This window comes from Streptomyces sp. NPDC093097, from assembly GCF_044754325.1.
Taxonomy (GTDB): domain Bacteria; phylum Actinomycetota; class Actinomycetes; order Streptomycetales; family Streptomycetaceae; genus Streptomyces.
In genome coordinates, this window is sequence record NZ_JBIVOW010000013.1 from 230,108 (window position 1) to 249,375 (window position 19,268).

Annotated in this window: 16 protein-coding genes and 2 pseudogenes; 11 read left to right on the forward strand and 7 right to left on the reverse strand. The window is 68.0% G+C overall.

The features are described 5' to 3' along the window. Positions 1-16: 16 nt before the first annotated feature. Positions 17-592, reverse strand: coding sequence for a molybdenum cofactor guanylyltransferase (locus ACIQE0_RS23185; RefSeq protein ID WP_402335281.1), 576 nt, complete (start codon positions 590-592; stop codon positions 17-19). 1,487 nt (positions 593-2,079) lie between these two features. On the opposite strand from ACIQE0_RS23185, the pseudogene ACIQE0_RS23190 reads away from it, so the two are divergent. Then, positions 2,080-2,364: pseudogene (locus ACIQE0_RS23190) on the forward strand (transposase); the annotation flags it as partial. A 109-nt stretch (positions 2,365-2,473) separates the two neighbouring features. Here ACIQE0_RS23190 and ACIQE0_RS23195 read toward each other — a convergent pair. Next, complete coding sequence (locus ACIQE0_RS23195; protein WP_366329350.1) at positions 2,474-2,749, reverse strand: hypothetical protein; 276 nt, start codon at positions 2,747-2,749, stop codon at positions 2,474-2,476. A 356-nt stretch (positions 2,750-3,105) separates the two neighbouring features. On the opposite strand from ACIQE0_RS23195, the gene cutA reads away from it, so the two are divergent. After that, positions 3,106-3,429 (forward strand): divalent-cation tolerance protein CutA, encoded by a 324-nt coding sequence (gene cutA / locus ACIQE0_RS23200; protein WP_402335284.1) that lies wholly within the window; start codon positions 3,106-3,108, stop codon positions 3,427-3,429. Between the two features lie 55 nt (positions 3,430-3,484). On the opposite strand, the gene ACIQE0_RS23205 is transcribed toward cutA, so the two are convergent. Continuing rightward, a complete protein-coding gene (locus ACIQE0_RS23205) occupies positions 3,485-4,726 on the reverse strand; it encodes a helix-turn-helix transcriptional regulator (RefSeq protein WP_402335287.1) in 1,242 nt (413 codons plus the stop codon). 325 nt (positions 4,727-5,051) lie between these two features. Between ACIQE0_RS23205 and ACIQE0_RS23210 the strand changes: the two genes are divergently transcribed. The 6 genes and pseudogenes from ACIQE0_RS23210 to ACIQE0_RS23235 form a co-directional block, all read left to right on the forward strand. Further along, positions 5,052-5,225, forward strand: a complete 174-nt coding sequence (locus ACIQE0_RS23210; protein WP_402335290.1) for a hypothetical protein — start codon at positions 5,052-5,054, stop codon at positions 5,223-5,225. Positions 5,226-5,256: 31 nt separating this feature from the next. Then, positions 5,257-5,736, forward strand: coding sequence for an ATP-binding protein (locus tag ACIQE0_RS23215; RefSeq protein WP_402335293.1), 480 nt, complete (start codon positions 5,257-5,259; stop codon positions 5,734-5,736). Next, a complete protein-coding gene (locus ACIQE0_RS23220) occupies positions 5,733-6,197 on the forward strand; it encodes a hypothetical protein (protein ID WP_402335296.1) in 465 nt (154 codons plus the stop codon). Before ACIQE0_RS23215 ends, ACIQE0_RS23220 begins: the two co-directional genes overlap by 4 nt. Further along, positions 6,185-6,601 (forward strand): DUF6415 family natural product biosynthesis protein, encoded by a 417-nt coding sequence (locus ACIQE0_RS23225; protein WP_402335298.1) that lies wholly within the window; start codon positions 6,185-6,187, stop codon positions 6,599-6,601. The genes ACIQE0_RS23220 and ACIQE0_RS23225 overlap by 13 nt, the downstream gene beginning before the upstream one ends. A 751-nt stretch (positions 6,602-7,352) precedes the next feature. Further along, positions 7,353-7,910, forward strand: a complete 558-nt coding sequence (locus ACIQE0_RS23230; RefSeq protein ID WP_402335301.1) for a DUF3291 domain-containing protein — start codon at positions 7,353-7,355, stop codon at positions 7,908-7,910. A gap of 109 nt (positions 7,911-8,019) precedes the next feature. After that, a pseudogene (locus tag ACIQE0_RS23235) lies at positions 8,020-8,245 on the forward strand (methyltransferase, FxLD system); the annotation flags it as partial. Between the two features lie 106 nt (positions 8,246-8,351). Here ACIQE0_RS23235 and ACIQE0_RS23240 read toward each other — a convergent pair. Further along, positions 8,352-9,764, reverse strand: coding sequence for a DEAD/DEAH box helicase (locus ACIQE0_RS23240; RefSeq protein ID WP_402335303.1), 1,413 nt, complete (start codon positions 9,762-9,764; stop codon positions 8,352-8,354). Between the two features lie 654 nt (positions 9,765-10,418). Here ACIQE0_RS23240 and ACIQE0_RS23245 point away from each other — a divergent pair. Together ACIQE0_RS23245 and ACIQE0_RS23250 are read left to right on the forward strand one after the other, a co-directional pair. Beyond that, positions 10,419-11,078: an HAD family hydrolase gene (locus ACIQE0_RS23245; RefSeq protein ID WP_402335305.1), complete on the forward strand. Its 660-nt coding sequence runs from the start codon at positions 10,419-10,421 to the stop codon at positions 11,076-11,078. A gap of 329 nt (positions 11,079-11,407) precedes the next feature. Further along, positions 11,408-13,375: an ABC transporter ATP-binding protein gene (locus ACIQE0_RS23250; protein WP_402335308.1), complete on the forward strand. Its 1,968-nt coding sequence runs from the start codon at positions 11,408-11,410 to the stop codon at positions 13,373-13,375. Positions 13,376-14,862: 1,487 nt separating this feature from the next. Here ACIQE0_RS23250 and ACIQE0_RS23255 read toward each other — a convergent pair. Genes ACIQE0_RS23255 through ACIQE0_RS23265 form a run of 3 tightly spaced genes read right to left on the reverse strand, consistent with a single transcriptional unit; the run spans position 14,863 to position 18,088 of the window. Beyond that, positions 14,863-16,137 (reverse strand): hypothetical protein, encoded by a 1,275-nt coding sequence (locus ACIQE0_RS23255; protein WP_402335311.1) that lies wholly within the window; start codon positions 16,135-16,137, stop codon positions 14,863-14,865. 38 nt (positions 16,138-16,175) lie between these two features. Beyond that, positions 16,176-17,444: a sensor histidine kinase gene (locus ACIQE0_RS23260; protein ID WP_402335313.1), complete on the reverse strand. Its 1,269-nt coding sequence runs from the start codon at positions 17,442-17,444 to the stop codon at positions 16,176-16,178. After that, on the reverse strand, positions 17,435-18,088 hold the full coding sequence (locus ACIQE0_RS23265) for a response regulator transcription factor (protein WP_366329332.1): 654 nt from the start codon (positions 18,086-18,088) through the stop codon (positions 17,435-17,437). Before ACIQE0_RS23265 ends, ACIQE0_RS23260 begins: the two co-directional genes overlap by 10 nt. A 701-nt stretch (positions 18,089-18,789) precedes the next feature. Between ACIQE0_RS23265 and ACIQE0_RS23270 the strand changes: the two genes are divergently transcribed. Beyond that, on the forward strand, positions 18,790-19,215 hold the full coding sequence (locus tag ACIQE0_RS23270) for a hypothetical protein (protein ID WP_402335316.1): 426 nt from the start codon (positions 18,790-18,792) through the stop codon (positions 19,213-19,215). Positions 19,216-19,268 lie beyond the last annotated feature (53 nt).

Genomic DNA, 19,268 nt, shown 5'->3' on the forward strand with positions numbered 1-19,268 from the left:
CGTGCGCGAAGACCGGTCAACCGGCTTGCGACTTCAGGCAGGCCCGGGCAAGAGCTACCGCTTCCCAGGTGTCGCAGTCGAATGACACCCCGCCGACATCAGGCACCTGCCGCAGGGCAAGAGAACGAGTCAGTACACGGATAGGCAGTCCCGCCAACAGTCCGTGCCGAGCGAGGGTCAGCGCAAGGCCCCGTCGCACGGCTGCGGTCCGATAGGCGGCGAACAACGGATTGTCCCGGCCTTGTGTCTCCAGCATGACGGCGCCCTCGATCGCAGAACCGGCCGCCTGACGCAGCAACTCCGTGACCATTTCCTGCCGCACGAAGGGAAGATCCGCCGCCAGGACCACCACGAACGGCGCGCGTACCCAGCGCATTCCCGCAGCCAGCGCCGCGAGCGGCCCGGCGTGCGAAGGCCCCTCGCGCACGTGATGTACCTGGTGGGCGGTGGCCCGGTGCGGGCCCACCACAATCGTCCTCCCCGCCCCGACACATGCCTCGATTGCCCGATCGAGCAGCGACATACCGCCAACGGACACCATCGGCTTGTCCGCTCCGCCCAGACGCCGGCCGCGCCCTCCCGCCAGCACCACCGCGTCGTAGCACTCACCTGTGTCGCCTCCGGGCCCCTCTTCGTTGCTGTCGAGGGAACTCCTTGCCGACCGGCCGTCACAACGCATTGTTTCCTCGTTCAGCCTTGCCTCCGGAAACGTAAAAGCGTGGTTGTCGTTCGGAGCTCGAAGACTCTGCTTAGGGCAGGATCGGGCCCATGGGGTGGAGAATCCACCTGTTCCAAGCCAACCTCGACGGCTCCGGGGCACAGGGTGCACCCGGCTCCACCCTGTCGAAGGGCCCGCACCCGGCGCCGCGTTGGGAGCCACCTGCTCCTACGTCAGGGGCCACACCGCTCCCCATGAATCCCTGGGCCCCGGGCCGCCCCCGTCAGGGACGCGGACACCGAGCACCAGGCTTTTACGCTGGCGGTTTCGGCTCAACATCCGTGACAACGGCACCTGCGATGTCACCCCATAGGGGTGGCTCCCAAGAGCCCCGTCAGTCCAGGAAGCACCGAACGCAGCCGCCCCATATGCGAGCTCGCAGGAGCGGGCCGCGAGCTGCGGCCGGAAGTCGATTCTCTGTCTTATCCCTGTCGGCTTCGAGGACGTGCTGCCGAGGCTGAGCCGCCAGTGGGCGCCGCCTCCCGGGTCGGTTGCCAAGGACCGTCCGGCGAGCCCGGTCGAGCAAGCCGTCGAGGACCGGAGACCGACGCGGCGCCTGACGAGGCTCGAACCCACGGCCGACGGATGATGAGTCCGCACCCTCGACCAGCGACTCAAGGCCGCCCGCCCGAACCTGCGCTTCCAGGTCCGGCGCGTTGCCGGCTTCGAAGCCCGCATCGCCGAACCGGCACAGAAGTCCCGATCCCTCCCGCCCAACCACTCCCCGGCCCGTCCACCGCCCCGATGGACAGGCCGTCCCATGAGCCCGCCCAGGCAAGTCACCGCAACTGTCCTTCGTCACTGAGCTTGTTCATTAACCTGTGGCGATGAGAAAGCAATGCAGGGAAGCTGGGGTGCGTGACCGTTTCCTCCTCTTCCGCCTCATCGACCTCGCGTGACCGGCGGGCTGTCGAACTCATCAGGGGCTGTTCCCTGCTTCAGGAGTGGCCCGCGGAGGCGTTGCCCACAGGCAGCCGGGTCACCGTGGTCCGTGATCCGGAGTGGGGCGGGCCGTGGCAGAACGAGTTCCGGGGGACGATTGACGCGATGGGCGCCCCCGAGCCTGTGGAGCACCCACGCGCACACGACGGCGAGTTGGCGTACTGGGTCACCTTTGACGCCCCGCAACACGACTGCAACGGGGCCGGGCCATACCGTAAGGCCCAGATCTGGGGCCGATACCTGCGCCCCGAACCGGCCCCTCGCTCTACGTAGGACCGATGCCCATGGCCAGCCTCGAACACCGACCCGAACTCGACCGCCCGGACGGACATTTGCCGGATGCGGAAGCGGCCTTCGATGTGGTCATGTGCTCCGACCAAGGACGCACGTGACCACATCGAAGACCGTGAGGGTCGAGTCTGCTGCCTGATGCTCTTCCAGGGGAAGCGTTCGCCGTGGCGTCACGCTTCCGGGACGACTTATTCGACTGCCTGACCGCGCGCGGGGACGAGCTGTTCGAGCTCACCGACGCGTTGCTGTGCGCGGACGGGCCGGTGAGAGCGCCGGTGGACCTGGCGCTGGTGGCCGAGCACCGGCACGGGCACGGCGCCATGTACGACGCGCTGAGCAACGGGAACGCCGACGTGCCCCGGCTGCGGCAGGTGCTGGCCAGCCTGCCCATGCCGCACGCCGCGGACCGGCGAAAGGGTCGGCAGCATGCTGCCGACCCTTTCGTTTTGCAGGACCTCTACGAAGCCGCTCTTCACCGCTGAGTAGACCCCGAGCGCTCGACCACCACGGGGTTCACCAGAATCAGCCAACGAACGGCGAAGACATTTCCATGCTCGCAATAGGGACGCCGAGATCATCCAGTTGCCTTGTGGCCCACGTGACGGCCTCCTCCAGGTGCTCGGCCCGCACCGCGCACGGAAACCGCACGCCATCAGCGTCTTCCTCCCACCCGATTTCCCCTCCGGCGAGGGCGGGCGCGTGATCGAAACGGTCAGACACCTCCTCGGTCGGACGCTGCACCGGGTGCAGAACGAACGTCCATTCACGCACAGTTGCCGTGCTTGCGGGCGAACTCATCGATCTTCCTTCCCTCCGTCCCCGGGCTAGCCGGAGTGGACCAGACCTTCGTGCTGGCTTTGCACGGACAACAGATCACGTAGCCCCATCTGTGCCCGTTCTGGTCTCGTGTCACCTTCAGGCCAGCCCTTTCCGCACGTCGCAGCGCGGCTTCGACGTCGGGTTTCGGGTGCCGATTCCCCTTCATACGGTATTCACCGCCATGCCCATTCAAACGAGCAGCAGTGCGACACGACACGTCTCAAGCAGCGGCGAGCATCGGCTTTCGGCCCATCCGTCACTTCTGGTAACGCGCTTCCAGCGTCGCTCGGACGGCTGGATAAGGTCGAGGTACACCTAGCTGGGGAGGAAGAGGCATGACCGACATCGTGATTGCGCAGACGACCATCGACGACGAGGACCAGGCAAAGGCGCTGGCGCGAGGTGCGGTCGAGAGTAAGTTGGCAGCGTGCGCGCACATCGACGCGCCGTTCACCGCCGTCTACTGGTGGAAGAACGAGATCGAGACCGCTCAGGAGTGGCGGATCTCGTACAAGACGACCACTGAGCAGCTCCCGGAGCTGGAGGCGTGGGTGGCCGAGAAGCACTCGTATGACGTCCCCGAGTGGATCACGCTGCCCGTGACCGGCGGGTCAGAGGCTTATCTGTCGTGGGTCGTTGAGGAGACAGCCAAGGGCTGACGAACGACCGCATTAGTGTCCTGAGCCTGTCCGCATACGCAACGCAGGGATTGGCTCAGGACGCGAACTGCCGTAGGTGACGTGCGAGTTCCCGTTCACTGTCAGGAAGCCACGCAGCAATCTTCGCGGCACGCTCCTTGCCCATCGTGTTGGGCTTGGCCTGTGTCGCAGCAGTGAACTGGCGTGCCACGTAGACGCCCTGGTCGGCGTCACCTCCTCGCAACAGGGCTGAGGCGAGATCGCCGAGAACGACAACGCCGCCATCCGGTAGCCCCTCCCCGAGGCGTTCGAACGCAGAGTCAGCTGTGGTGACAAGTTCGGGACGTCCCAACTGCCCGTACACAGAAAGGGCCAACGAATCCATGCGATATGGGGTTACGAATCGGACCCACGCCTGCTCGCTGGTGTGATCCGCGAAGTCGTACGCGAAGCGCGCCCGCTCCAGTGCACGCAGCGCCCCCGTCTCGTCGCCTAGCGACGCAGCTTCCTCCGCATGCCTGCCGAGGACCCAGGCGGCGGCAGTGGCGTTCCCGTGGCCCCGCACATCCTGGGCAGCCTGGGACAGAAACGCCAGCTTCTCCCCCGGCGTCGTAGCCCCGTAACTGGCATAGGTCAGGGCCAACGCTCGGAGCGGAGGATGCCCAGCCATCGCCGCGCACTGCGACGTGACCTTGTAGTAGACATCAGCTTTGTCGAGCTCGCCAAGGTCCCAGGCCACCCATCCGGCAAGAGCGGCCGTCTCCCCGGCCGCGATGGTGAGGGCCTGCTCGTGTTCGCCGGCGCGAGGCAACGCCGCGGTGATCGTGTCAAGATGCGACTCCACCATTCTCTGTAAGCGGTGGGCGCTGAGGTTCAGTTCCTGGACGTGCAGATCAGCAGCTCGATCGATGAGCGCAGCAGCAGCGGATGTATCGATTTTGGAGTCTTTGCTAAGAGCGAAGGCGAGCCGACCCCAAGGCTCGGCAGCTGCGCTCACGCCGACGATGGTGCCTCCCAGTAGCGTGCGGCGCTTCACGGCGTCCAGATCCTCCTCTTCACGGCCGTTCTCCTCCCTCCGCCGGGCACGAGCGGCCTTGGCCTCCCGCTTTAGTTCTTCGTAAGGGATGCCGCAGGCCACCGCAATGTGCCTGAGAGTGTGGTTCGTAGGGATGTTCTCAAAATTCTCATAGCGGCTGACCTCCCGGCGGGTCAGGGTGTACCGGCCGGAGACATCGTTGATTGCAGCTGCCTGCTCCTCCTGCGTCCGGCCGGCGTCCTTCCGGATCCGGAGGAGTAGTTCGGCGAACGGGTCTGGCATGAATGTGGCCTCTGTCGGTGGGTGGGACCCAATCATGGCCTCAATTCCCCCTGGGTTTCCCCCCTTGACAGATTTTTCCCCCTCTGGATTCCCCTGGTAGGGGACACCATCTCACGGTGCGATGGGGGCCATGACCAGCACATCACCGTTCCCTGACGGGGCGGCACCAGCAGGCGAGTTGGTGCTGCCAACGATGCCCCATCCGCCCGTCGCGGGCTCCGGAGACCGGGCACCTTTCGCACGGCGATCCCGACGAATGGAGCGGCGAGGGAGACGGGCTGTACCTGGGCTTGGGAGCGCGGCTACGCGGAGCCTCAGTCGACCGGTGGAGCTCCATGCCGGCGAGGGCTACCTGCTGGACAACTACCGCTGGCTCCACGCCCGCACCGCCTTCCTCGGGACGCGTCGCTGCTACCGGGCGCTGGGCAACCCTCGCTCCCGCCTTCCCCACGGATTCGCTCCCCACGACGAGACCGCAGTCCCCCTGGAGACGCGCTGATGACGACACCGAACCAGACGGGAGGGATCCGGTGACGACGGCCACCCCGTTCCCCTCCGCCGCGCGGCCCTTGCGCCCCCTCACCCGCACGATCCCGGGCTACACGCAGACCCTGCCCCTGATCCCGCAGGCAGTGGGGCTGGCTCGCGCTTCCGTACGGACCACGCTCGCGTGCTGGTGCCTGGACGCGTTGATCGATGACGCGGTGCTTGTTGCGTCGGAATTGGTCACCAACGCCCTGCGCCACGCGACGCCGATCCGGTTGCCGGAGGACGAGCCGATCTGCTGCCGCCTGACCGTAGAACGGCCGGAGCACAGTGCGGTACGGATCACGGTAGGCGACCCGTCGTCCCGCGGCCCGGTGCGGCGCCGGCCCGATACGGAGACCGAGACGGGGCGGGGGCTGAGGGTGCTGTCCGAGATCTCCGCAGATTGGGGCGTCGAGAAGAAGTCCATCGGCAAGCGAGTGTGGGCGCTCCTGCGGGTGGACGGGCAAGGGGCCGAGCAATGACCACGACCGTCGTGAAGGTCCTGCTCGCGCCCAGGGAGCGTCAGGTCGTTGAGGGCCTGGCGGAGGGCCATACGCTCGCCATGGTCGCTGGCCGTCTCGGGATCCAGAAAGGCACTGCCTACGGCTACCTGAAGGTGGCCAAGAGGAAGCTGCACGGCGTGAGGGAGGCCGCCGCCGCGGTCGCCGTCGGCTACGCCACCACGGCCATCCCCCAGCCACAGCTGTTGAATCCCGAGACCTTGCAACTTCCGCCGGAACAGAGTGACCTGGTGCCGCTCGTCGCCCGTGAGTTGACGATTCCTGAGATGGCTGTCGAGTTGAAGCGGCCCCTCACCGTCATCCGTCGCGACAGCCGCAACCTGCTGGTGAGTCTGCGAGCCAGGAATCGTCCGCACGCCATGAAACGCGCGTGGCAGTTCCAGATCCTCACGGCGGAGCAGGTGACCGCGTGGCTGCGCTGACTACCCTTGCCGCCGGCAAGGCCGAGATCCTGTTACTCGTCGAGGCGGTGCTCGCCTGGGGCCCGCAGGAACTTCCCGCCCCGAGCCGGGACGAAGCCCACGACACGCTTGGGAAGTTCACGGCGCATGGACGTCTGATCGCAGGCCAATTACGCGCCCTACTCCACAACTCCCCTGCCCACCCGCATATCGCCGTCCGGGCACGGGCCGCGCTCGGCGAAGCCGGCCGGCGACTCCCTCTTCCGCCACCGATCACCCAGCAGCAGGCCGTGTTGCGAGCGCAGAACCTTGGCCGACTCATCAAGGCCCTGTACCGCGCTGTGGACCTGCTTGTCGACGAGGAAGCCCGCACCGCAGGTCGGCATACCTCCGGCCCGGGGCACCCGGCGAAGGAGTACACGTGACCCCCATACGTCGGCGCTGACGGCCGCCGCCACAGCGACACCCACCCCGACGGCACCCTGGTCGACGCCGGAGTGATGGACCTGGCGCGGCACGCCGCCGATCACCTCCGTCAGCCGGCAGCGCTCGCCTCCACCTCCGGCTGCGCCAAGCCGGACCAGGGCGGGCCGCAGCGGATCATCCGCACATACTCCGCCGACGGCCTTCACGAGGCCCTCGAACACGTCGAGGTCGTCGACACCACCGCACACCCCTCGACCATCAAGCAGACACAAGACGCCGCATCCCTCCCTCACCCCGAGCGCAACCATGCTCGACCAGCAAGGATCAAACGATCACGTTCGGTTGGGAGACAGCTTCTGAACCCAGTCGCTCCGTCATCCAACCCGGTCGACGCCGACAACGCCGCCGGCGTCGCCCCGGCACATCGGCTTGAGCGGGGTTGTCGATGCTGCTTCTCGGCATGTGCCGGGCCGAGGCGGACTTCCACGGCGGCAGGCAGCGCCACCGCCCCAGCCCCCGCAATTGATCGGCGTAGGAAGCCATTTGGACAGGAAAAACGCAACTTCGACATGGCCCGCAGAAGCCGCTACCTTCACCTGGTCTACGGCGATCGCCCACGGTCGCACAGGAGTTACTTCGGACCGAGCCGCCCGCGACGGGATGAGTCGGTCACGACCCACGAACCCTCGCCCCCATGCGTAAGCCACCGAACCGGGTCCACACCAGGCGCCCCCAACCATGGAGAGACGCATGCCCCATCTTGCTCTGTACACATTCGGCGTCCTGAAGTCACCTCTCGCCGATCCCACACCTCTCACGCGCGAGTTCTACGACATCGGTGAGACCGTCTACCGGAAGATCAGTCAGCACCCCGGATACCTCGCGCATGCGGAAGCGCCAGCCGGTGACCGGGGCTCGCACTTCGACTTGGACTGGGGTGCATGGGGAGAGTTCGCCGTACCGACCTGGTACGACAAGGGCCGTACGGTGGAAACCACCGCCCTGGCCGCGACCCTCTCACTCTGGACCGACCTGCGCCCCGCCTTCGACGCCATCTACACCGGTCTGCACCGTGAGGCGCTGAACAGGCGTTACGACTGGTTCGAGAGGACAGAACACCCCAATTACGCGTTCTGGTGGGTATCCGATGGCGTCATCCCCACCTGGCAGGACGGGGTTTCCAGGCTGGAGCATCTCCGCGACCACGGCTCCGCACCGCATGCCTTCACCTTCCACCACGCATTCGTCCCGGACGGAACTCCGACCAGGGTCAAAGGCATCGGGCCGAAGAGCGACCAGGTTCGCTGACCAGGAAGCCTGATCGACTGCGTTCACCGTCAAACGCCTCGATCGAATGACGGCGAACAGCAACGGCCTGGTTTTGTTCACGAGGCCCCGGTTCTCGTGAAAAGAGCACAGCAGTGTCTCGGCTCCGCAGATCCAGGCCATGATGCCGGAGCAGGCCCAAGTGCGCCCGGATACACGGGTGTTGGAGTTTGGTTCCGGCGGCCTGAACGCCGCCTACGCCTGCCTGGCTGAGCTGGTCGGTGATGGGGGGCGAGGCCACGACGGTTGGCATCGACCCCGAGGTCACCGAGCGGGCCCGGCGGCTGCTGGACGGGCACGGCTACAAGACCGTCCGGCAAGCTGCTCTGCGCCACGAACGACGGGTGCGGAAACACCTGCGCCAACGGGCCGGAGGCTCCCGAGCATGCGATCAGGAATCTGCGGCTGTCGGGGCAGCGGCCCTCAGTTGCCGCGTCGCACGCGGGCTGCCTTGCGGGCCTCGGCGAGCTTGCGGGCCTCGTTTGCCTTGCGGGACTTGCCGCCGGTGCTGCGGGAGGTGTCCTTGCTGGTGCCCAGGCCGCGGAAGGGGGCGTTGGTGTTCTTGGGACGGGGTGCGGCGGGCCCGCCGTCGAGCGGGATGCCGGAGGGGGCCTTGGCCCCGGTGATCCGGCTCAGCTCCGCCTCGCCCGAGCGCACCTTGGTGATCGTCGGCTCGAAGCCGGCCTCGGCTATCAGCCGGGTCAGCTCCCGGCGCTGGCCCGACGGCACCAGCGTGACGACGCTGCCGGACTCTCCGGCCCGGGCAGTGCGGCCCGCACGGTGCACATAGTCCTTGGGGTCGGTGGGCGGGTCGACGTTCACCACGAGATCGAGGTCGTCGACGTGCAGACCACGGGCTGCGACATTGGTCGCCACCAGGGCGGTGACCTGGCCGTTCTTGAACTGTGCAAGGGTCCGTGTGCGCTGCGGCTGGGACTTGCCGCTGTGCAGGGCCGACGCGTGCACTCCGCTGGCCCGCAGATGCCGGGTGAGCTGGTCGACGGCGTGCTTGGTGTCCAGGAACAGCAGTACGCGGCCGTCGCGGGCGGCGATCTCCGTGGTGACGGCGTACCGGTCGGGGCCGTGGACGACCAGCACATGGTGGTCCATCGTCGTGACCGCGCCCGCGGACGCGTCGACCGAGTGGACGACCGGGTCGTGGAGGTAGCGGCTGACCAGCTGCTCGACGTCGCGGTCCAGGGTGGCCGAGAACAGCATCCGCTGGCCGTCGTGGTGCACCTGGTCGAGCACCTCGGTGACCTGCGGCAGGAAGCCCATGTCGCACATCTGATCGGCCTCGTCGAGGACGGTGATCCGTACCCGTCCCAGGCGGCAGGCCTTGCGCTCGATGAGGTCGTGCAGGCGGCCAGGCGTGGCGACGACGACCTCGGCCCCGTCGCGCAGCGCAGCGGTCTGCCGGCCGATCGACATACCGCCGACGACCGTGGCCATCCTCAGCCGGAGCGCGTCGGCATACGGCGCGAGCGCCTCGGTTACCTGTTGGGCCAGCTCCCGGGTAGGCACCAGGATCAGGGCGAGAGGCTGCTTCGACTCCGCGCGCCGCCCGGCCGTCCGTGCGAGCAGCGGCAGACCGAAGGCGAGGGTCTTGCCCGATCCCGTGCGCCCGCGCCCGAGGACGTCGCGTCCCGCGAGGGCGTTGGGCAGCGTGGCTGCCTGGATCGGGAAAGGCTCACGCACGCCGAGCTCGGTGAGCTTTCGCAGCACCTCGGCCGGAAGTTCCATGTCGGCGAAGGTGATCGGGGACGCCGACGGGTTGAGGGGCACGGGCCGAGCGACGTCGCCGTGCGAGGTGCCGAGGCGATCCGGGTGGTTCATGACGAGCCTTCCGCGTGGAGAACGTACCGAGGGAGGCCCGGCAGGAACGAACAGCCGACGAACGAGGGGAACCGCACGGACGCAGTCGCCAGCCGTCACGGCCGTCCAAACATTTGAGGCTAACACAAAGTGACATGTCGACCCGGCGCTGTGGTGCCGCTCTCTCCGCCTGCGTCGGTGACGCGACAGATACGGAGAGCCATTTCCGGAGTGCCCAGGGCGCACATCTGGTTGTGATCAATTGGCGCCTCGTCTGAGGCCCTTGATCCAGATCATCGTGGCGCCGAGGTGGAGACCGGCGAGGTGCCTATCCGAGGTCTTGTCTCGACATGTGCCTCGGCCTGAAGAAGGCCGGGGTTTCTGGCCAGGGTCGTCGCGGCGGCGCGTATGACATGACAGCCCTACGCGGCCACTGGCAGCTCTCGATGGTGGCGTCACCAGCCGTATGCCCCACGGGAGTTCGGTCGCGTGCCGCGCCACTGCCCTGCCCCCGGGAATCACGACGGCGATATCACCCGGGGAATGTGCGCATGCACGAGTCTGTGGGCAGTGTTCTTCATCGGCCGTCATCGCGAGGGCCGGCGTTGATCAAGAACAGTGCCGAGCCGTCGAGCGACCGGAACCAACCCACCTACGACGTAAGGACACCTCAGCATGTCCCCAAGCACTGCCGGCACTGACCGCATCCCCTACAAGGGGCTGATCCTCGACTTCGCGGGAGTGCTCACCCAAGGCGTGTACCAAGCCCATGAGGCATGGTGTGCCGCGACCGGACTGGCCCCGCACGCATGGCGTGCCACGCTCGGCACGCACCCTGAGGCTCAGGCCCACTATCGGGCGCTGGAGGTGGGCGAGATGAGCCAGCCCGAGTTCAACCGGCGTACCGCGGCCCTGCTCGGTCTGGACGACGATGAGAATTTGATGGGCCGGGTCTGGGCCGGCGTGCGGCCCGCCGCGGGGATGATCGCTCTGGCGAAGGCGGCCCGCTCGGCCGGGTACGTCGTGGCGATGCTCTCCAACAGCTTCGGCCTGGACCCGTACGACCCGTACGCCCACATCGGGGTGCGCGACCTCTTCGACGTCACGGTGATCAGCGAGCTCGAAGGCATAGCCAAACCCGAGCCGGCGATCTACCAGCGCACTCTCGATCGCATGGGCCTTGCCGGGGCCGAGTGCGTGTTCGCGGATGACCACCTGGCCAACCTTCCGCCGGCGGAGTCACTCGGCATCCATACGGTGCATGTCGCCGACCCCGAAACCGCCGCGGCCACGCTTGCCGCCCTCCTCGGCGTCCGTCCCTCCGGCCCGGCCTGAACCGCTGCCCGGAACGGATTTCGCCAGCACGATTCAACTCCCCGTCCCTGCCTGCGACTACGGCTCCTCAAGGACCGCCCGGTGACAGGTACCGCTGGGCGGCTACGGCGGGGTTCGCGCCACGTCCGAAACACCTGCGTTCAAAACGCCGCCTCTCTCGTTGAACGCCTCGACACCCCGAACCCCGCCTTTGGGAGGCCGTCAGTGACCACGCCCGCTCCTCCTCCCGCCTGCCCAACACCCCTCAGCACCCCGGATTTCAGCGCCTCGCACGCGCGCCGCGCCTCGGGCTCCTTCCACTCCGCACGTCCGCATCTGCGTTGGGGGGCATGATGGCGTTCCTCCGGCGCGGGACGGCCCAGCAACCAGCACTCTCCGAGAGCGAAAAGCTGCTGTTCAGCGGCGTACTACGGCATGACAAGGCATGGGCGCAGTACGAGAACCCGCTGCTGCGGCTGTCGTTTTGGAAGATGGCCCGGCAGTTCCCGGCGATGATGGGCAGCGTCGCGCGGTCCGCCTGGCGAGAGGACCGGCGGGCGTTTCTGGTGCTGCTCGCCGCGGAGTTGGGAATCGGGCTGATGCGGGCCTTCACGCTCGTGGCGACCAACCAGATCCTGATCGCGATCTTCTCGGCCGGCGCCACCGCCGACCGGCTGCTGGGAGCGGCTCCCGCCCTGGTCGCCGCGGCCGCGGTGGCGGCGCTGTCGTCGGTGTTGTCCGCGGTGAGCGTGGCGGCATCCGGTCGCCTGGAGCCGAAGATCGAGCGGGCCTGCACAGCCCGGTACTACCGCGGGCTGGCCCGGGTCGAGCTGGCGACGCTGGTGGACAAGAAGTCCCAACGGGCCCTGGACGCCGGCCGGTACGGCATCCGTTCGATCCGAACGATGCTGGGCTCGTCGATCCAGGTCGTCAACGTCTTCATCGGACTGGTGGCGGCCGCCGCGGTGCTGCTGCTCCTGCACCCCGTGCTCGTGCTCGCGTTGCTGCTGATCGCGGCCCCCAGGGCGTGGGGTGCGGTCGCCGTCGTCCGCCGGAACTACGCCTCCCGCAGCGCCTGGCTCGACCATGTACGGGCCACCGACATGGTCACCTATCAGTTGTCCCGGCCGGACGCGGGCCCGGAGGTCAAGGCCCATCGTGCCGGTGAACTGCTGGCGGGGGCCTACGAGGACATGGCTGCCACCACGGCGCGGGAGAAGCAGCGCCTGGCCTATGCCGAGGCCGGTACGGACCTGGTGGCTGCGGCGATGTCCGGGACGGCTTCGCTCGTCTCCTACGGGGCGTTGTGGGCGCTGTTGTGGTTCGGCAGCATCCCGCTGGCCGCGGCCGGCACCGCCGTGGTCGCCGTACGGAACTCCAGCCAGGGACTCAGCAGCCTGGTGATGAGCATGAACCGGCTCTACGAGGAGTCGATGTATCTGGCCGATCTGGAGAACGCCTACGCTCTGGCCGAGCGGAACGCCATCCCCACCGGCGGCCTCCCGATTCCCCAAGGACCCGTTGAGGTCCACTGCGAGAAGGTGTCGTTCTCCTATCCGGGAGCGGAGCAACTCGCCCTGACAGACGTCTCGTTGACGATCCCCTCGGGGAAGGTGGTGGCACTGGTCGGGGAGAACGGATCCGGCAAGACGACACTGTCCAAGGTCCTGGCCGGACTGTATCTGCCCACCGAGGGAGAGGTGTTCGTCAACGGTGTCGAGGTGCGCGAGGCGGACCGGGACGCCGTCTTCGACAAAGTGGCGCTGCTCTGCCAGGACTTCCCCCGCTGGCCGATGACCGCCCGCGCCAACATCCACATCGGGCGACCCGACACCGACCTGGTCCAGGATCGGATCGAGCGGGCCGCCCGTGAGGCCGACGCATTGAGTGTGGTCGAATCGCTGCCGGACGGGTGGGACAGCATCATCGTCAGCGGCTTCGAGCGCAGCACGCAGCTCTCCGGCGGACAGTGGCAGCGCATCGGCAGTGCTCGGGCCCGGTATCGGCAGGCACCGCTCGTGATCGTCGACGAGCCGACCTCGGCGCTGGACCCGCGGGCAGAGATCGAGGCTTTCCAGGCACTGCGTTCACTGGCCGATGACGGGACGACGGTGGTGCTGATCACCCATCGCCTGGCCGCGACCGCGAGCGCTGATCTGATCTACGTGCTCGATCACGGTCGCGTCGTGGAACGCGGTTCGCACGCTGATCTCATGGTTCTGGACGGCGGGCACTACCGCACGCTCTACGAGTTGCAGGCCGCCCAGTACGCACAGACCTCCCGCCCCGTCTTCCCTCGCCCCACCCCGTCCGGCTGAGCGCCGGACGGCCACCGAGTCGGCCATGGCGCCGCGCCTGGCGATCCCTGCGGACGCGGCCGGGGAGGCGCAGGCGGGTACGAGGCCGTGTCTCCGAGAAGAAAGCCAGCCGGGCCGCGGTATCTTCACCGCGGCCCGGATCCAGCTGTCGGAAGCGGTCTATTCGGGGGCGTCGTCGTCCTTCGGGGCACGGTGCGTTCCCGTGCCCTCTTTCTGCAGGTTGTCGTCCGACTCGTCTTCCTGCATCCCGCTGTGACGTCCAAGGCTCATCGCGCAATCCCCATGAGTCGTAGTGGGTGATCGAGAGGCATCTCGTACTCGCCCTCAGACCGCCTGGTGGCGTTGCCGCAGCAGAGCCACCAGTAGCCGGCGGGCACGTTCCCAGACGCCTGGTTGAGCTTCATCGGCTGCCCGCAGGTGGGACAGGCAGGAGTCATCGCTACCCCTCAGATCGATGTCGTTTCACGAGGGCAGACGCGTCCTCGGATCGGGTACCGAACGGTGACGGCTGCCCCTCGCGCTCCGTGCCACCTCTCGCAGCTTGCGCTGGCCGCACACCGTACAGCGCCCTTCGCTCACCTTGAGGAGCTGTGCCCATGCTCCGTAATGAAACAGGTCGACCACCGTTCCGGAACAGCCGTCGATGCCGCAGGGCGCGGAGGCCGTCAGCTCCGCCAGCGGGGCGTGCGCGGTGGAAACGCTCCGCTGGCACTCCATGCACGGCTGCGCATGAAGACCACCTGGCGGTGTCACCATGTAGGCAATTGCGTTCGGGCTACTGCACAGTGGGCAAATCCAGGCCATGCACAGCTCCCCTCTCAGGTGCCCTCCGGGGCACAACGAGCAAGTCACCCCGAGGTCACCCGTACGTCCAGGCGGTACCGACGGGTTTCGCCAACAGCACTGACACCGCCGAGGAATGGCCGGTCGCTGGGGCGCCGATCGGCACAGGTGCGCCGGCGGCTGCCGTGGCGCCGCCGTTGAACGGGCCCTCGGTCCGGAGCGGTGCACGCGCTGGGCGACGGACAGCATCTCGTAGTGCCAATACCTTGAGGCGTCGACGCTCTTGAATTTGAAATGGTTGAGAGTTCTTCAGCGGGAACTCAGGGCTGTTACCGGCTCGGCATCAGGCGTGGTGCCTTAAGGTTCGGCTGCTGGTCGAAGGGGGTTTTGGCTGCCGGGGAACGCCGTGTTCGGGTTCAGCCGAGGTAGGCGTGCAGGGCCCGGGGCTGAGTGGTCACCGGCGCCTGTTTCTGGCGCATCCGCCGCCACCACAACTGACCAGCCCGGGGCAACAGAGGGGCGGCCGAAACCGTTGACGCCGGCTTCGACCGCCCCACGGGAGTCTGCGGATGCCCGGGCTGCCACAGGCGGCCCCGGCCGCCTGCGCTGTCCGTGGCTCGCCGGCGTGTGCCGAGGCGGCGCGGTTCTCGGCGCAGCCCGGCACGCTGAGTGCGTCTGTGGGCTGGCCCGCGTTGTGCGGTCTGTCAGCCCAGGTCCGCCAGGAGGGCGTTCAGTTCGCTCTCCTGCTGCGCTGGCGGCATCGGGGGGTCCGGGTGGTCGATGCCGAAGGTCTTGAGCACTTTGTCCATCTGGGCGTCGATGGAGGTCCAGCCGGTGTTGTCCAGCGGCTGGAGCGAGGCCTGGTCGGCATCCCACAGGTCACGCAGCGACTGGGCGGCCGCGTGGGCCCCGGCCGCGTCCCCCGAGCGTGCGTCCTTGAGCGAGGTCGATGCGAGGGTCCGCAGCGCGCTGACCTTCGCGGGCGGGAAGTTCTTCACCGCCTGGCCGGGAGGCAGCTGGACGGCGGAGGTGGTGTCGGTTTCCGGCGCCGGGCCGACGTGCGGCTGACCGTGGGCCCAGACCAGCAGGGCTGCGGTGGCGACGGCCAGCACTCCGAATCCGGCCAGTGCGATGCGCTCCTTGCGTGGGTTGCCGGTGGCCTGTGAGCTGTGGGTCGCCTCGCGGGTCTCGGTCACATCCGAGCGCGTCACCGTCAGGTAGACGACCGTCGCCAGGATCAGGCCGAGGAAGATCAGACTGGTGGTGAACGTGCCCAGCGCGAGACCGGTCGGGTCACCCGGGTTCTGGGCGACCTTGGGGGAGGCGAGCCAGTCGCCGATGTTCGCGCCCAGCGGGCGGGTCAGGATGTAGGCGAGCCAGAAGGACAGCACCGGGTTCGCGCCGGACCTCCACAGCGCTGTGATCGCCGCGATCAGGCCGAGCGGCAGCAGCACCGAGACGCCCGGGCTCCAGCCGGTGAGCTCCAGAGTCCAGTCGCCGGTCGCCGTGCCGAGCGCGAAGGTGACCAGGACGGTCAGCCAGTAGAACGACTCCCGCGAGAGCGTGCTGACCGAGTGGATCGACAGCGTGCGCTCACGCAGCCACCACACGCCGAAGACCACCACGAGCAGCACCGAGAAGACTGCGGAACTGATCCACAGCTGCACGTTCAGCTGGTCGGTCAGGATGTCGGTGTACAAGGTGCCCGTGACGCTGACAACGACCACGGTCAGCCAGTAGGGAAACGGGGCGTACCGCTTCAGCCGCAGCTGGACGCCCAGGACCACCACTAGGACCGCGGTGAAGATCCAGGCCGTGTTCACCAGGCCGACGCCCAGCTGGGTGTTGATCCAGTCGGCGAAGCTCTCCCCGACCGTCGTGCACAGGACCTTGATCGCCCAGAACCAGACGGTGACCTCGGGGACCTTATTGAGCATGAGCCGCCCGCTGCGGGTGCGTGCTTCGGTTGTCGTTGTCATGCAGGGAGGTTTGCGCGGGGAACCTGCACGCAACCTGACTACGTGGCCGCCCGCGCAGCCGGGAGCGTCACCTCGACGTGACCGCGGCCGTCCGCGATCGCGCGGACCTCCACACCGGCCGAGGCGGCGATGCGCCGGACCACCGGCAACCCCAGGCCGTGCCCGTCGCCGCCGGTCACACCCGCTTCGAAGACCCGGTCGACCTCCGCGGGATCGAACCCGGGGCCGTCGTCCAAGACATCGACCACGATGACCTCACCTTGGATGCGCGCGGTGATCCACACACGCGACCGCGCATGCCGCAGGCCGTTCTCCAGCAGGGGCGACAGCACCGACACGGCGACGTCGGCCGCCACCGCGGCCTCGACCTTCACGGGAAAGGCGACCTCGACCGCGCGGCCGGCGATTGCCTGCCATGCGGCGAACCGCAGATCGCACCGGGTACCGGCGTCTGCTCGTGCGCGCGCGGCGCGCAGAATCGTCGTGATCGCCGCATCGAGGCGGTTGACCTCGCTCAGCACCGCCTCCGGCGCCACCGGCTCGCCGGACAGCTGCGCCAGCTGCGCCTCACCCCGCAGGACCGTGAGCGGTGTCCGCAGCTCGTGGGCGATCTCATCGGTGAGCCGGCGCTCGTCCGCCAGCGCGGTCTCGACGCGCGCCAAGAGGTGGTCCAGGGTCCGCCCCAGTTCCCCGAACTCGTCGCGGGGGACTCCGAGGTTGAAGCGCCGCCCGGGTTCGTGATGGCCCCAGTCGTCGGCGAGGGCGGCCATCTTGTGCACGACCCGCAGCGCACGGCGCACCACGAGGTGCGCGACACCGCCGGCGAGGAGGATTGCGAGGCCGCCCAGTATCAGAGACAAGGTCAGGCTGCGCTGCTCGGATGTCTCGTAGGGCGTGAGGTCCACCCGGACGATCACCATGACGTGGTGGCCGTCGATCGGAACCTCCCGCGCGTACAAGAGGTAGTTGCCGACGGTGGCTGTCTGCGATCGCCCTGAGCCCGCCAGCGCCTCTACGCGCTCGACCACACTTGCCGGTACGTTCCCGTCGATCAGGCGGCCGTCGGCATACACCCAGGCGACCTCGTCCAGCGCCTCGCTGCTGTTCTCCGCCAGCACGACACGGCCGCCCACGGCGGTGACGTTCGCCGCGACCGCCTCGGCGCGGGTACGCGCCAGATCGTGCGCGTCGGCGTCCGTCACCCGGCTCAGCAGCACATGCGAGACCAGGACCAGTATCGCCACCACGGCGGTGGCGATCAGCACAGTGAGCGCGACGACCCTCCTGCGGAACCCCGTCACTGCCATCGATAGCCCACACCGCGGACGGTCGCCAGACGCTCGGCCACACCCAGCGGACCGAGCTTGGTCCGCAGCCGACGCACGAAGGAGTCGAGGGTGTTGTCGCTGACGTGCGCTCCGTGCGGCCAGCCGGCAGCGACGAGGGCGTGGCGACGGACCACGTCACCCTGCGAGGCGATGAGGCGGCCCAGCAGCCGGAACTCCGTCGGGGTCAGACTCTCGCTCACCGAGCCGTAGGTCACCACGTGCTTCGCCGGATCGAGCACGACCTCCCGCGGTGCGGGCGCCACGGTGGCCCGGCGCAGCAGCGCACGGACCCGGACCAGCAGCTCCGGGACGTCGAAGGGTTTGGTCATGTAGTCGTCGGCGCCCGCCTCGAAGCCGCCCACCTTGTGATGCAGGCCGTCCAAGGCGGTGAGCATCAACACCGGCGCGTCGACGCCACGCGCCCGAAGGGCCAGGCAGACATCGCGCCCGTCGGCGTCCGGGAGCCCAAGATCCAGGACGACCAGCTGAGGTGCCCGTTCGAGCTGCCGCAGCATGCTCTCGGCCGTGGCGGCGACGGAGATGGTATGGCCGTCGTGCTCCAGGGCACGCTTAAGGATGCTGCGAACCGCCGCGTCGTCTTCGCACACCATGATGAAAGCCACGCGCTGACCCTAGATACTCCCGTCCCAGTTCTCCATCTGCCCTGATCAGCCGCCTGACGGTCGGGAGCAGGCCACCGACGATGCACGCCCCTGTGCTGCCATGAAGCCGCGGTGGTCGGGCAGAGCCCGAGCCGCAGCAGCGGACGTTCGCGGGAGGACCACAACTGGGTCGCAGGACCCTGTGCCGGAGTTCAGCGACGCCGTTGCGCCCGGTCACCGCCCGCTCTTCAACAGGGTGAGCGGCCTGATCTCGCGATGGTGGCTCATGCTCCCGCCATCCCACGCTCATCAGCGGAAAGGCCACCATTCGACTGCGGTCCACGGACATGGCGGCGGACGCCATCACCGACCACCGCCAGGTCGGCGCATCAGCTGCCGGGCCGGGACTGTGACGGGCCCGGCCCGGTTCCTCCCCCGAGGACGCCGAACTCGTTCATGTCGTGCACCTCGGCGACGAGCCGGGCACCCGGCACCGCATGCAGTTCGTCTTCCGTGTCCGGCGCTGGCAGGGGCAGCCGGAGCTGCGGGAACCGGACAAGTGCGGGACCTGGCGCTGGTTTCTCCAGGGTTCTTTAGGTGTAGCGCCTTGTGGCATCTCTTGCGGGTGACTTGCCGCCGGAGGCCGCATCTCAGGGGGTGATGCGGTCGTTGCGACATGTTGCCCACGAGCGAGCGGAGGACCACGAGTGAAGGCGTTCCCGGTGAAGTTGCCGTCCGGCGAGCGGTACTGGACGGTGCTGGACGGTCAGATGGCGGTTGTTCCGGAGGCGGATGCGTTCCTGCGGCACGTCCGGTTCGGACGAGCACAGGCTGAGTTGACCACGAAGGCGTACGCCGGTGCGGTGGCCCTGTACCTCCGGTGGTGTGCACGTACTGGACGGGCCTGGACGACTGCCGCAGCGGACCTGTCCCTGTTCATGACCTGGCTGCGCTACGCCTCTACGGAGCTGACAGGCGTCGCGCCGCCGGCCGTCGGCTCCGCGATGGTGATGACCGGTCCGGGGATGAAGCCTCAGCGCGGTGGCGCCAGGATCGAGAACGTCCTGGTCGGTGTGCGGACCTTCCTTCGTCACGCTGTGAACACTGCGGAACCTGTCAAAGCGATCAAGGCAGGTAGATCGTCCTAACGCTGTGCCGGGATCAGTGGGCCGTCTGGTGCCGGCTTGTTGATCCAGGCCGC

Coding starts and splice junctions, on each gene's coding strand:
- ACIQE0_RS23195 (WP_366329350.1), bottom strand. CDS start 2,749: ATGAGTTCGCCCGCAAGCACGGCAACTGTGCGTGAATGGACGTTCGTT.
- cutA (WP_402335284.1), top strand. CDS start 3,106: ATGACCGACATCGTGATTGCGCAGACGACCATCGACGACGAGGACCAG.
- ACIQE0_RS23205 (WP_402335287.1), bottom strand. CDS start 4,726: ATGCCAGACCCGTTCGCCGAACTACTCCTCCGGATCCGGAAGGACGCC.
- ACIQE0_RS23220 (WP_402335296.1), top strand. CDS start 5,733: ATGACCACGACCGTCGTGAAGGTCCTGCTCGCGCCCAGGGAGCGTCAG.
- ACIQE0_RS23230 (WP_402335301.1), top strand. CDS start 7,353: ATGCCCCATCTTGCTCTGTACACATTCGGCGTCCTGAAGTCACCTCTC.
- ACIQE0_RS23240 (WP_402335303.1), bottom strand. CDS start 9,764: ATGAACCACCCGGATCGCCTCGGCACCTCGCACGGCGACGTCGCTCGG.
- ACIQE0_RS23245 (WP_402335305.1), top strand. CDS start 10,419: ATGTCCCCAAGCACTGCCGGCACTGACCGCATCCCCTACAAGGGGCTG.
- ACIQE0_RS23250 (WP_402335308.1), top strand. CDS start 11,408: ATGATGGCGTTCCTCCGGCGCGGGACGGCCCAGCAACCAGCACTCTCC.
- ACIQE0_RS23255 (WP_402335311.1), bottom strand. CDS start 16,137: ATGACAACGACAACCGAAGCACGCACCCGCAGCGGGCGGCTCATGCTC.
- ACIQE0_RS23260 (WP_402335313.1), bottom strand. CDS start 17,444: ATGGCAGTGACGGGGTTCCGCAGGAGGGTCGTCGCGCTCACTGTGCTG.